The 12,809-nt window shown below is 66.3% G+C and carries 7 protein-coding genes and 2 tRNA genes; 4 read left to right on the top strand and 5 right to left on the bottom strand.

Annotation, left to right across the window (positions count from 1 at the left end):
• The first annotated feature begins 102 nt into the window (after nt 1-102).
• Both glgA and EHV23_RS09110 read left to right on the top strand, forming a co-directional pair.
• A complete protein-coding gene (gene glgA, locus EHV23_RS09115) occupies nt 103-1,551 on the top strand; it encodes a glycogen synthase GlgA (RefSeq protein WP_125096786.1) in 1,449 nt (482 codons plus the stop codon).
• Between the two features lie 424 nt (nt 1,552-1,975).
• Nucleotides 1,976-3,025 (top strand): LysR family transcriptional regulator, encoded by a 1,050-nt coding sequence (locus EHV23_RS09110; protein WP_238990405.1) that lies wholly within the window; start codon nt 1,976-1,978, stop codon nt 3,023-3,025.
• A 118-nt stretch (nt 3,026-3,143) separates the two neighbouring features.
• On the opposite strand, the gene malQ is transcribed toward EHV23_RS09110, so the two are convergent.
• The 3 genes from malQ to EHV23_RS09095 form a co-directional block, all read right to left on the bottom strand.
• A complete protein-coding gene (gene malQ, locus EHV23_RS09105; protein WP_125095795.1) occupies nt 3,144-4,745 on the bottom strand; it encodes a 4-alpha-glucanotransferase in 1,602 nt (533 codons plus the stop codon).
• Between the two features lie 5 nt (nt 4,746-4,750).
• Entirely contained in the window at nt 4,751-6,964 is a 2,214-nt protein-coding gene (glgX, locus tag EHV23_RS09100) for a glycogen debranching protein GlgX (RefSeq protein WP_125095794.1), read from the bottom strand.
• Nucleotides 6,965-7,535: 571 nt separating this feature from the next.
• Nucleotides 7,536-10,025, bottom strand: coding sequence for a glycogen/starch/alpha-glucan phosphorylase (locus EHV23_RS09095; protein ID WP_238990404.1), 2,490 nt, complete (start codon nt 10,023-10,025; stop codon nt 7,536-7,538).
• A gap of 563 nt (nt 10,026-10,588) precedes the next feature.
• Here EHV23_RS09095 and EHV23_RS09090 point away from each other — a divergent pair.
• Together EHV23_RS09090 and EHV23_RS09085 are read left to right on the top strand one after the other, a co-directional pair.
• Nucleotides 10,589-10,674: transfer RNA gene (locus tag EHV23_RS09090), tRNA-Tyr, on the top strand.
• 68 nt (nt 10,675-10,742) lie between these two features.
• A tRNA-Gly gene (locus EHV23_RS09085) sits at nt 10,743-10,816 on the top strand.
• Between the two features lie 314 nt (nt 10,817-11,130).
• Here the strand turns inward: EHV23_RS09085 and EHV23_RS09080 are convergent.
• Nucleotides 11,131-12,000 (bottom strand): Crp/Fnr family transcriptional regulator, encoded by an 870-nt coding sequence (locus EHV23_RS09080; RefSeq protein ID WP_125095793.1) that lies wholly within the window; start codon nt 11,998-12,000, stop codon nt 11,131-11,133.
• 370 nt (nt 12,001-12,370) lie between these two features.
• Nucleotides 12,371-12,787 carry a DUF2946 domain-containing protein gene (locus EHV23_RS09075; protein ID WP_125095792.1) on the bottom strand — a complete coding sequence of 139 codons (417 nt, stop codon included), beginning with the start codon at nt 12,785-12,787 and terminating at the stop codon, nt 12,371-12,373.
• Between the last annotated feature and the right edge of the window lie 22 nt (nt 12,788-12,809).

Raw genomic sequence — 12,809 nt, 5'->3', positions numbered from 1 at the left:
AACGCCACTCATACGCCTTCCAGCACATCCGGTTCGACCCAGATGGCCGAGCCGCCACCAGCACGGCTGTGGGACCGGAACGAGCACGCACCGGACGGCCGGCTGCGGGTGCTGCATGTGGCCACCGAGGTATATCCGCTGGTCAAGACGGGCGGGCTGGGTGACATTCTGGCGGCGCTGCCGGTGGCGCAGCAGGCGCAGGGGGTGGATGCGCGCCTGCTGCTGCCGGGCTTTCCGGCCATTCTGGACGGGCTGGACGATGTGGGCCTGGTGGCCGATCTGGGCAGCCTGATGGGTGCGGCCCGGGTGCGGGTGCTGTGGGGGCGGATCCGTGGTTCGGGCATTCCGGCCTACGTGGTGGATGCACCCTGGTACTACCGGCGTGAGGGCAACCCCTATCTGGGGCCGGACAATCGCGACTGGCCCGACAATGCCCGCCGCTTTGCGCTGCTGGGCAAGGTGGCGGCCCATCTGGCCTGGGGCGATGTGGATCCGATCTGGAAGGCCGATGTCCTGCATGCCCACGACTGGCATGCGGGGCTGGCGCCGGTGTACCTGAGCCAGAACCCGGTGCGCCGGGTGCGTTCGGTGTTCAGTGTGCACAACCTGGCCTATCAGGGGCTTTTTTCGCCGGATGACTGGGCCACGCTGGCGCTGGAACCCTGGATGCTGCGTCCGATGTACGGGCTGGAATATCACGGCTGGGGCAGCTTCATGAAGGGCGGATTGGCGTTTTCCGACTGGCTGAGCACGGTCAGCCCGCGCTATGCCTACGAGATCACCACGCCGGAATTCGGCGTCGGGCTGGACGGCCTGCTGCTGTCGCGCCGCGACCGGCTCACCGGCATTCTGAACGGCATCGACCAGACGGTCTGGAATCCGCAGATCGACGGGCTGGTGCCGGCCAACTACAGCGCACACGACCTCAACGGCAAGTGGGTCGACAAGGAGCGTGTGCAGCACGAGCTGGGTCTGGCGGTGGACCCGGGCCGGATGCTGGCGGTGATGGTCAGTCGCCTGACCGACCAGAAGGGGGCCGACCTGCTGCTGGGTGTGCTGCCGAAGATGCGCGAGCTGGGCATCCAGCTGGCGCTGGTGGGCAGTGGCGATCCGGCCCTGCAGGACGCCTTCCGCAAGGCCGCGCAGGAGGCGCCGGGGTGGGTGTCGGTCACCATCGGCTACGATGAGCCGCTGTCGCACCGGCTGATTGCCGGCGGCGACCTGATTCTGGTGCCGTCGCGCTTCGAGCCCTGCGGGCTGACGCAGATGTACGGACTGCGCTATGGCACGCTGCCGCTGGTGCGCCGCGTGGGCGGACTGGCCGATACGGTGCACGAATATCACGACGGGCAGCCGAGCAACGGCTTCGTGTTCAACCGGGCCGATGTGCACGACTTTGCACTGGCGCTGGCGCGGGCGGCCGATGTCTGGCAGGACCGCGGTGCCTGGGAGTGGCGGATGCGCACGGCCATGGAAGTCGATCACAGCTGGGGCCCTGCGGCTGCCGATTATCTGGCCATGTATCGGCAGGTGCTCAGTGACCGAAACTGAAACCGGGGTTTTCCTGTGGTGAATACCCGCGGATGATTTTTGTGGCCGCACGTGCCATGACATGCAGGCGGGGCAGGGTACCGTGGCATGGACACGGGGGCACGTACACCGGGGTATGGATACCGGGAAAGTCCTCTGGACGCCCCTGCAAAAGTGCTGGCTGCTGGGGAAAACCCCGAATTCCCGTCAAAGGCCGGCGGCGTGCCGGGCCGTATATGCCGCGCGTGCCCGGCTGATGATATGATCCCCAAAGGGGGCGACGTGCCCCCGAAACAGGCACCAGGCCGGGAAGGGCCAAGCCCGGGCTTTCCCGCCGGATCGACCGGGAAATCTTCCGCAGGACCAACCAGGAAAATCCCCGAGGGTCCGCAGCCTTCCGGACAGGTGCAGATGACGACACCGGTCCGGTGTCATTGGGGGAGAGGTGGACTTCCAGAACTTCGATCTGAACCTGCTGCGGGTTTTTGATGAAGTCATGGCCGAGCGCAACATCTCGCGTGCGGCCCGCAATCTGACGATGACCCAGCCGGCAGCCAGCAATGCCCTGCGCAGGTTGCGCGAGGCCTTGGGGGACGAACTGCTGATACGGGCCGGCCGCGGCGTCGAGCCCACTCCTTTCGCGTTGGCCATCTGGCCGGACGTGCGCACGGCGCTCAACGCGCTGCGGGGTGTCATCTCGCCCAAGTCCTTCGATCCGCTGCGTACCCGCGAGACCTTCGTCATTGCCATGGCCGACGCCACGGCCGCGCTGCTGGTGCCGCCGCTGCTGGACCGTCTGCAGCGCGATGCCCCCAATGCCACACTGCGGTTGCGTCCGCTCACCACGCGCGATCCGCTGCCGCTGCTCGAAAACGACGAGCTGCATCTGGCGGTCGGGCATTTTCCGGGGGCGGTGGCCGACATGATCCTGCGCGAGATGCAGGAAGACCGGCCCGATACCTTCGGCCATCAGGAAATCTACGAAGGCCAGTACGTGTGCGTGATGCGCGAGGGCCATCCGCTGGGCGAGGCCCCGGTGAGCCTCGATGACTACTGCGCGGCCCGCCATCTGCTGGTCAGCTATTCGGGCCGGCCGTTCGGTTTCGTGGACGAGGCGCTGGCCACGCGCCAGCGCACGCGGCGCATCGTGCTGACGCTCAACCAGTTCTTCACCGCCGCCAATGTGGTGGCGCAGTCCGATCTGCTCACCATCCTGCCGCTCGATTTCATCCCGGCCACGGGGCTGGCCGAGCGCCTGGTCTGGCAGCCGGTGCCGGTGGCTCTGCCCGCCATGCGGGTGGACATGGTCTGGCACCGGCGTCAGGAGCAGCTGCCGTCACACCGCTGGCTGCGCAAGCTGATCGACGACGTGACGCTGCGTCGCGTCTGGGGCACGCGCAACGTGCCGCTCACCCGCTTTGGCGGCGAGCCCATGCCCGCCCTGATTGCCAGCACCTTGCGCAACCCGCGGGGCGGCATCGCCCAGGACGACTGAGGCCGCCCAGGGCGCGCAAACGACAAGGGCCGATCCTGCCCGTGCAGGCAGAACCGGCCCTCATCAGGGAAGGTGGGTCGCGAGACCCGGTTTCAGCCGGGCCCCGGAGATCAGCGGATCACTTGTTCGCGGCCTCTTCTTCTTCCGAGCACACCCATTCGGGCTTGCTGCGGCCATGCACCTGGGTGATGGCGCGCAGGCGGCGCGTCTGCCACTCGTGCAGCTGGTACCAGGCAAAGCGCCAGCCCCACCAGCCGGAGGCTTCTCCGGGATAGTTCATCCGGCCCTCGGCGCCCAGACCCAGAACGTCCTGCATCTGGTAGATGGCCCAGCCCGACACGGATTGCGAGGCGGCGTGGATCAGCTCCCAGTGCATTTCCCGACCATCGGTCTTCAGATAGACCTGTGCCAGCGCACGCTCCCGATCGGAAGCCTGGGCGAACCAGCCCAGCGTGGTGTCGTTGTCGTGGGTGCCGGTGTAGACGATCTGGTTGCGACGCAGGTTGTGCGGCAGGAAGACGTTCTCGGAATCGTCCAGGAAGGCCAGCTGCAGCACGGCCATGCCGGGCAGGCCGGTGTCAGCCAGCAGCTTGCGCAGGCTGTCGGTCTGAAGCCCCAGGTCCTCGGCCACCAGCGGCAGCTTGCCCAGCGCCTTTTCCAGGGCGTTGAAGAGCGCCATGCCTGGGCCGGGCGTCCATTCACCCTCGCGTGCCGTGGGGCAGGTGGACGGAATGGCCCAGTAGGCATCGAAGCCGCGGAAGTGGTCGATGCGCACGATGTCGGTCAGGGCCAGGCAGCGCTTGACGCGCGCGATCCACCAGGCGTAGCCCTGCTTGGCGTGCTCGGGCCAGCGGTACAGCGGGTTGCCCCAGCGCTGGCCGTCCACGGCGAAGTAGTCGGGCGGAACGCCGGCCACGTGCGTGGGCCAGAGATCCTTGCCCAGGTCGAAGAGCTTGGGATTGGCCCAGGTGTCGGCGCTGTGCAGTGCCACGAAGATGGGCACGTCGCCCACGATGCGGACGTTGTGGGCATTGGCGTAGGTGCGAATGGCCTGCCATTGCTTCTCGGCCACCCACTGCACGAAGCACCAGAACAGGTAGTCGTCACGGTATTCCTGGCGGATGCGCTCCAGCGCAGCGGGCTTGCGCTGGGCGTGCTCTGCCGGCCACTCCTGCCAGGCCTTGCCCTGGTAGAGGCGGTCCAGCACCATGAACAGGGCGTAGTCGTCCAGCCAGGCGCCTTCGCGCTCGCGGAAGTCATCGAACTCGGCACGCATCGGTTCATGGGGGTTGCCCAGGAAGGTGCGGGCCGCCTGGGTCAGCGCACGCAGGCGGAAACGCTCGACACGCGGGAAGTCGATCCGGCCGTCACGCGGGGCCGGGCCCGGCTCGCCATCGACCGAATAGTCTTCCTGGAAATCGGCCGGCAGCCAGCCTTGCGAGGCCAGGCCCCGCAGGTCCACCAGCATGGGGTTGAAGGCCATGCCGGCCGGGCTCATGTACGGCGAATAGCCGCTGCCCGGAGGCACCAGCGGCAGGATCTGCCACAGGTACTGTTCGGCGTGCTCCAGCCAGTCGATGAAGTGATAGGCGCTGGGTCCGAAATCTCCCGAACCGGGGTGCTGGATGGTGAGCGGCTGCTCGGGGCCGACGGGCTCGGTATCCGGTAGCGAGGTGATGTGCAGCAGGATGCCGCTGGCACGGGAGGTGTTTGGACTCATGGTCTTCATCCTTTGCGACGGGCAACGAACATGTAGATGGAATGGGGACGCAACGTGCGTGCGGCGGTTCCTTTCGGCTTGGCGGCGGGAACGTCCATGCTTGTTGCGTCCTGTGTCTTGCATTTGACCACAGGTGCGCGAAGCTTGCTGATTTTCTTGACGGCCAGCCCCATCCGCATGATCTGCGTCATGGTCTCATCCACCCGGCCCTCGGGGGAGTTGGCCCGCCAGGGCTGTCCGTCGGCCTGGTTGGTGTCCAGCACCATGGTCCAGTCGCCTTCGGGCATGACGAAGGGCCGGTTCTCGCCGTCGGGGTTGAAGACGATCAGCAGGTCCTGCTCCTGGTTGTTGTGGGCGCCGAGGAACTGCGCAAACACGCCGTCGCCGTTCTGCGACCACTGGTCGGTGCGCATCTGCTGGCCTTCGTCGTTGAGCCACTGCACATCCAGCATGCCGGAGGCCGTGGGAGCGCCCAGCAGCCAGACGGGCAGGCGCAGCTGCGGGTGCTTGCGGCGCAGGCTGATCAGGTAGCTGGTGTATTCGAGCAGATCCGGGTCGGCGGCCCCCCAGTCCAGCCAGCTGATGGCGTTGTCCTGGTTGTAGGCGTTGTTGTTGCCCTGCTGGGTGCGGCCCATCTCGTCACCGGCCGTCAGCATGGGTGTGCCCTGGGCCAGCAGCAGCGAGGCCAGCATCACGCGCTTGAGACGGTTGCGGGTACGGTTGATGTCCGGATCGTCGGAGGGGCCTTCCACGCCGGCGTTCCAGCAGTGGTTGTCGTTGTGGCCGTCGCGGTTGTCCTCGCCGTTGGCTTCGTTGTGCTTCTGGTTGTAGGTGACCAGGTCGTTCAGCGTGAAGCCGTCGTGCGAGGTGATGAAGTTGATGCTGGCCTGCGGGGTGCGGCCGTCGTGGTGGAACTGCTCGCTGGCGCCGGAGATCTGGCTGGCGAAGGCGCCCCGGTTCTTGTCCGGCTGCAGCCAGAAGCAGCGTACCGTGTCACGGAAGCGGTCGTTCCATTCGCTCCAGCCGGGCAGGTAGCCGCCCAGCTGATAGCCGCCCGCAGCGGCATCCCAGGGTTCGGCGATGAGCTTGATGCCGGCCAGTGCCGGGTCCTGGCGGATGGCCTGGAAGAACGGGGCATAGCGGTCGAAGTGGCCGGGATCGACGGCGCCGGGCAGCGCCATGCGCCCCAGTACCGAGGCCAGGTCGAAACGGAAGCCGTCGACGTGCATCTCCTCCACCCAGTAGCGCAGCGAATCGAGGATCATCTGCAGCGTGGTGTAGTTGCTGGCGTTGAGGCTGTTGCCGGTACCGGTGTAGTTGCAGTAGTAGGCCGGGTCCTGCCGCGACAGGTGGTAGTAGGCCTGGTTGTCCAGGCCGCGCCACGACAGCGTGGGGCCGCGCTGGTCACCCTCGGGCGTGTGGTTGTAGACCACGTCCAGGATGACCTCGATGCCCGCCCTGTGCAGCGCCTTGACCATGTGCCGGAACTCGTTGACCGGGTCCTGGCGGGCGTAGCGGCGGGACGGCGCAAAGAAGGCCAGCGTGTTGTAGCCCCAGTAGTTGGACAGCCCCATCTCGATCAGGGTGCCCTCGCTGATGGACTCCTGCACCGGCAGCAGCTCCACGGCGGTCACGCCCAGGCGCTTGAGGTGCTCGATGGCGGCCGGCGTGGCCATGCCCTCGTAGGTGCCGCGCAGCTCGGCCGGCACGTGCGGGTTGGTGCGGGTGAAGCCCTTGACGTGCACCTCGTAGATGACACTGTCGGCCATCGGAATGTGCAGCGGCCGGTCGCCTTCCCAGTCGAAACAGCGGTCGTCGGTGACCACGGCCTTCGGCATCCAGGCGGCGTTGTCGTCGAGCTGGGTGTCGGGGCGGTCGAGGTGCGACTCGTGCCAGCGGAACTCGCCGTGCAGGCGCCGCGCATAGGGATCGAGCAGCAGGCGCGACGGGTTGTAGCGCAGCCCGCGTGACGGGTCATAGGGACCATCGACCCGGTATCCGTAGATCAGGCCGGGCCCGGCGTCCGGCAGAAAGCCGTGCCAGATGTTGTTCTGCGGGCCATTGAGGGCGTAGCGTGCCTTCTCGTGTCCCTTGGCATCGAAGACGCACAGCGTCACGCTCAGCGCGCCGCTGCTGAAGACGGCAAAGTTGATGCCACCGTCGGTACAGGTGGCACCCAGCGGCCAGGTACGGCCAGCCGGCATGGTTTCGTTTTTCATGGATCGTCCAAAATGTGTTCACGATCCATCCCGGACAGCCGGAAAGGATGGTGGACAGATGCTGGCTCCCAACAAGAACCGGATCCAGGCGACAGGCAGCCGGCAGGTGACGGATTCGTGACCGGCTGGCGGCGCGATGGCAGGAGAGGCGGCCTGACGGACAGGTGCCTGACGGGCGTCACCGTGAGGCGACGGGCCGTCGGACGGCAGGGCCCGGAACGGCCGGCCGCAGGCGGGCGGGCCGTCGTGCGACAGGCTGTTGCCGAATGACGGTGCCGGATGTTCCCGGAACGTCTCCAGAGCAGGGAAGCATCCAGCGGTGCGGGGCAGCGCCGGATTCTCCGGCAGCTGTCGACGGAAAAGCCGGCAGCGAAGATACCGCAATTGACCGGCTTCTCCCAGAAAGGCCCCCAATGGGCGTGGCATGGTACCGACCCAATGTCAAAGTGTGTTCCCGACCCGGCACGGAATCGTGTGTCCCGCGCCACCACAGGGTGGCCGGGGTGTCAGGGTGGCACCCCGGGACGATCCTGGCGGCAGGACTGGTGCCCGGCCGCCGGGAGGGCTGCGATCAGACCTTCAGCGGCTTCACGTTCCAGATACGGTCCGCATACTCCATGATGGTGCGGTCACTGGAGAAGACGCCCATGCCCGCCACGTTGATGACGGCTTTCTGGTTCCAGGCGTTCTGGTCGCGGTACAGCGCATCGACCTTCTCCTGGGTGGCCACGTAGTCGGCAAAGTCGGCCAGCAGCAGGTAGGTGTCCTGACGCAGCAGCGAGTCGGCGATGGGGCGGAAGCGTCCGGCATCGTCCGGCGACCAGAAGCCGCCCCCGATCTGGTCGATGACCAGGCGCAGGTCGGGGTTCTCTTCATAGTAGCGGGCCGGATCGTAGCCAGCGGCCTTGATCTTCGCCACTTCCTCGGTGCGGTGACCGAAGATGAAGATATTGTCGTCGCCCACCTGTTCGTGGATCTCGACGTTGGCCCCGTCCATCGTGCCGATGGTGAGCGCACCGTTGATGGCCAGCTTCATGTTGCCGGTGCCCGATGCTTCGGTGCCGGCCGTGGAGATCTGCTCGGACAGGTTAGCTGCCGGCATGATCATCTCGGCGGCCGAGACGCTGTAGTTGGGCACGAACACCACCTTCATCCGGTCGCGCAGCGCCGGTTCGGCATTGATCTTGCGGGCCACGTCGTTGATCAGCTTGATGATCAGCTTGGCCATCCGGTAGGCCGAGGCGGCCTTGCCGGAGAAGAGGAAGGTGCGCGGCGTCCAGTCCTTGTCGGGGTTGGCCACCATCTGGTTGTAGCGATGCACGATGTGCAGCACGTTCAGCAACTGGCGCTTGTACTCGTGGAAGCGCTTGACCTGCACGTCCAGCATGGCGTTGGGGTCGATGTCCACACCGCCGTGGGTCTTGACCCACTCGGCCAGGCGCTGCTTGTTGGTCAGCTTGGCGGCCGCGAATTCCTTCAGGAAGTCGGGCTTCGTGGCGAATTTCTTCAGCTTCGACAGCTCGTCCAGGTCCTTGCGCCAGCCGGTGCCGATCGACCTGTCGATCAGGGCCGACAGCGGCCGGTTGGCATTGGCCAGCCAGCGGCGCGGCGTGATGCCGTTGGTGACGTTGATGAAGCGGCCCGGGAACAGCTTGGCGAAGTCGGCAAAGATGGTGTCGACCAGCAGCTGGCTGTGCAGCTTGGACACACCGTTGACCTTGTGGCTGGCCAGCACGCTCAGGTAGGCCATGCGCACGCGGCGCTCGCCCGTCTCGTCGATGAGGGAGACGCGGCGCAGCAGGTCGTGGTCTTCGCCATGGTGCGTGCGCACCCAGTCGAGGAAGCGCTTGTTGATCTCGAAGATGATTTCCAGATGGCGCGGCAGCACGCTGCGCATCATGGCCACCGGCCAGGTCTCCAGTGCTTCGGGCATCAGCGTGTGGTTGGTGTAGGAGAACACCTTGCAGCACTGCGCCCAGGCGCTGTTCCACGACATCTTGTGCTCATCGACCAGCAGGCGCATCAGCTCGGGTACGGCGATGGCCGGGTGGGTGTCGTTCAGGTGGATGGCCACCTGGTCGGACAGCTCGTTGAATAGCTCGTGGTTGTGCAGGTAGCGACGGATGATGTCCTGCAGCGAGGCGCTGACGAAGAAGTATTCCTGGCGCAGCCGCAGCTCGCGGCCCTGGTAGCTGGAATCGTCCGGGTAGAGCACGCGCGTGACGTTCTCGGACTGGTTCTTGCTGGCCACGGCCTGCATGTAGTTGCCCTGCGAGAACAGCGTCAGGTCCAGGCTCTCGGCGGCGTGGGCGTGCCACAGTCGCATGGTGTTGATGGTCTTGGTGCCGTAGCCCGGGACGATCATGTCGTAGGCCTGGGCCTCGACCTTCTCGGCCTCGTGCCAGATGGCGCCCTTCTCGGGGTCATGTTCGACCCAGCCGCCGAACTTGACCGGATAGGTCACCTGCCGGCGCGGGAACTCCCACGGGTTGCCCAGCTTGAGCCAGTCGTCGGGTTGCTCGACCTGATAGCCGTCATGGATCGACTGGGCGAACATGCCGTAGTCGTAGCGGATGCCATAGCCGAAGCTGGGCAGGCCCATCGTGGCCATGGAGTCGAGGAAGCAGGCCGCCAGACGGCCCAGGCCGCCGTTGCCCAGCCCCGGATCGGGTTCTTCCTCGCGGGTTTCTTCCAGGTCCACCCCGCCTTCGGCCAGCGCGGTGGCCAGCTCGTCGTACAGGTCCATCGACATCAGGCTGTTGGTCAGCGCCCGGCCGATCAGGAATTCCATCGACAGGTAGTAGACCCGCTTGACCTTGCCTTCGTACTGCTGGCGGGTGGTCTCGATCCAGTTCTCGATCTGCTTGTCACGGGCCAGGCGGGCGAGGGCCTGGTACCAGTCGGTCTTGGTGGCGGTCTTGGGATCCTTGCCGATGGTGTAGAGCAGGCGGTTGGCTACGTAGCGGCGCAGCGCCTCGTGATCATTCTGGTTGATCGGGGCGGGTTCGAACGCGTCGGCGAGCGGAGTGGGGTTCTTGGTCTTTTTGGAGATCTTGGCCATCTTCAAACCTTCAGGGGAAGGAAGCTCCCCGGTTGCCGGGAAGCGGTAGATACTAATTTTGCAACCTTGACGCCGGCTCTGCCAGTTAAACCCCGGCTTTCGATGTAACCGTTGTTGACGTGGCCACGGTACGGCATCCTTCGTACCGCCGGGCGTGGGCGCCAGGACGTTTCCGGGGGCCATTCTGGCAAATTTGCGACACGGTACGGGCATTCGATGCCCCCGAATGTGCGCAGTCTGCAGGGATGATCGCCGCACAACATGGGGAAGGGGATGAATACGCTGCACCGCAGCAGGGGCTTTGTACCCGACAGGAAAGGCAGGCGCCCACCCATTTTCGGGGTTTTTCACCGGCGATGGGTGCAATTCCCGTATTGTGATGGTGCGATGCACATTGTGAACACGGGGTTTCGGGGGGTGGGGCTCGAGGGGCTTCAGGGTGTGTCGTGGTATTGGGGAGCATCCGGACGGGGTCTGACAGGACCATCGCCTGACGGGCCACCCTCGGCAGGATTGCTGTTTGACAGGTACGAAACACTCCAGCATAATTGCACTTCTTCCCCGGAGAGGTGCCCGAGTGGCTAAAGGGGGCAGACTGTAAATCTGTTGGCTTACGCCTACGTTGGTTCGAATCCAACCCTCTCCACCAGTTCAGGACCCTGACCAGCCGGTCAGGGTCTTTTCGCAATGGCGTCCGGTGTGCAACGCACCGCTCGTGCGGGTGTAGCTCAATGGTAGAGCAGAAGCCTTCCAAGCTTACGACGAGGGTTCGATTCCCTTCACCCGCTCCATCCTTTCGCCTCGTTCCCGTTTTTCGCCTTGCCCCCGTTTTGTCTGCTGCCCTGTCCCTGGCACCCAAAAGGGTTTCGCGGGACGAAGGGAGGCATGGCACGCTCTGATCGTTCTTCCCGTTGTCGGGTCGCCCGTTTCGGCGTGTCAGTTTGGGACGCAGCAGCTCGTGGCCGGGCGGGTTGGTCGGTGTCGAGCGTCAGGACACGTCCAGCGCCTTCTCCGCAAAAAACCCGCTCCGGCGTGTGACCGGGAGCGGGTTCCGGGGCGCGCGAACGAACAGGTCCATGCGCGCTCTGGTACGACCTCGCCGGGTTCAGTCGGCCATGGCCTCCATGGCGGGGGCTGCGGCCTTGCGCCGCGTGCTGCTGCCCGTGCCGGCAGGCTTGGTGGCCTGTGTGTCGGCCTGCTGGACGGCATTGCTGCGGCGATAGCGACGCTGGCGGTGCAGCCCCAGGTGCCGCGTGAGGTAGCGGCAGGCGCTTTCGGGCGTGGAATCGATGATGAACGCCAGATCCCGTAGCTGCGGCAGCTTGCGGTGGCGCACCGATACCGGCTCGTCGTCATTCATGCCGGTGTCCAGCACCTGCAGCAGATGGTCCAGCCGGGCGCCTACCGGCCCCTGGCGCATGCGCATGGCATCGGCAGCACGATCCTGCTCCTGCAGGAAGGCGGTCATCAGGATCAGCATCCGCTGCATGTCGGTGCTGGCGTCCACCTGGGTCACGCGGCAGTCGGTCACCGCCACGGCGCGGAAGGTATAGGGCTGGTGCAGGGCAGATTCGGCGCCCAGCAGGTCGCCGGGCAGGGCCAGCCGCACGAAGCTGGCGCCGTCCGCCGTCACGGCTTCGAGGCGCACCAGACCCTGGTTCAGCTGCCAGATGGCGCCCGTTTCACCTGCCTGCAGCAGCACTTCGCCGATACCCAGGGTGCGGGAGGGCATTGGCCGAGCGGTGCTCTCCGTGTCGGCGTCGGCCTCTTCCGGCTGGCTATGGGCAGCCTCGGACTGCCCGGCGGTACAGGGGCGCGCGGCACGGACGGTCTCCGTTCTGCGGGTGGTGGCTGGCGCAATGGCGGCCGGCGTCCCGGCCAGGGGGGCATCGTCGCCATACAGGTTCGCGAATGTCCCGGCCGTCATCAGCGGCTGGGCGGGGGACGGGGTGGGAAGGACGGATTGGGTATTCATGACGGTCTCACTCCGGATGTCTGGTGCCGGGCCCCGCAACGCCTGTGTCTGTCGGGCGGATCGGGGCAGGGGAATCTCCTGACGGTCTGTGGCCTGCGGGGGCTCGGCGTGCCGTAGAGACAGGCCGGCGGGCAGGGACGGATTGACGCGGCGACAGGGGAGCGTCCTGGCCCGTGGCGGCAGGTATCACGGATTTCCGGGGGGAGACGGTGCCGGCATCGCGGTGTGCAGCGCAGCAGAAACCGTCAGGAATCGCCTGTTCCGGCGGGGAGCCGGTCATCCGTCGCCGTGCATGGCGGATGAAAAGCGGTGAACGGGAAGATCCGTGAGGCCGCGGCCGGGCAGGCGCAACGGGGCGCCGCAGGCCGGGTCAGGCGATGCGCGGAGGAGCGCGACCGAGGTGAGGGCGCCACAGCGCCAGGGCAGGCGGTGGCGTGGGGGCCAGCAGCTGGGTGACGCGGCTGGCAATGCGCACCGGCAGCACGAGCGCAGGCGGCACGCTGGCCACCATGGGCATGTCCTGCTGCAGGCGGCAGTAGGGGCAATGGCCGTCCCCATGCAGCGCGCTGTGATCGAGCGGGCTGGGCGTCGGGGCGTCGGTACCGTAGGTCTGCAGCAGCCGGTGATGGCCCGGGCTGCCCGGATAGGACGGCGTCGTGCAGACTTCCAGCGGATACTGGCCCGTCCAGCTGGCCAGCATGGCGGTGAACGAGGGCGCAAGCGTGCCGACCAGGACGGCCAGCATGGCCATCCAGACGATCAGCGGACGATTGCGGCGGGCGTTCATCGTTCAGCGTGGTACGTGGGGT

The organism is Lautropia dentalis, assembly GCF_003892345.1.
Classification (GTDB): Bacteria; Pseudomonadota; Gammaproteobacteria; order Burkholderiales; family Burkholderiaceae_E; genus Lautropia; species Lautropia dentalis.
This window is presented reverse-complemented; position numbering and strand designations above follow the sequence as displayed.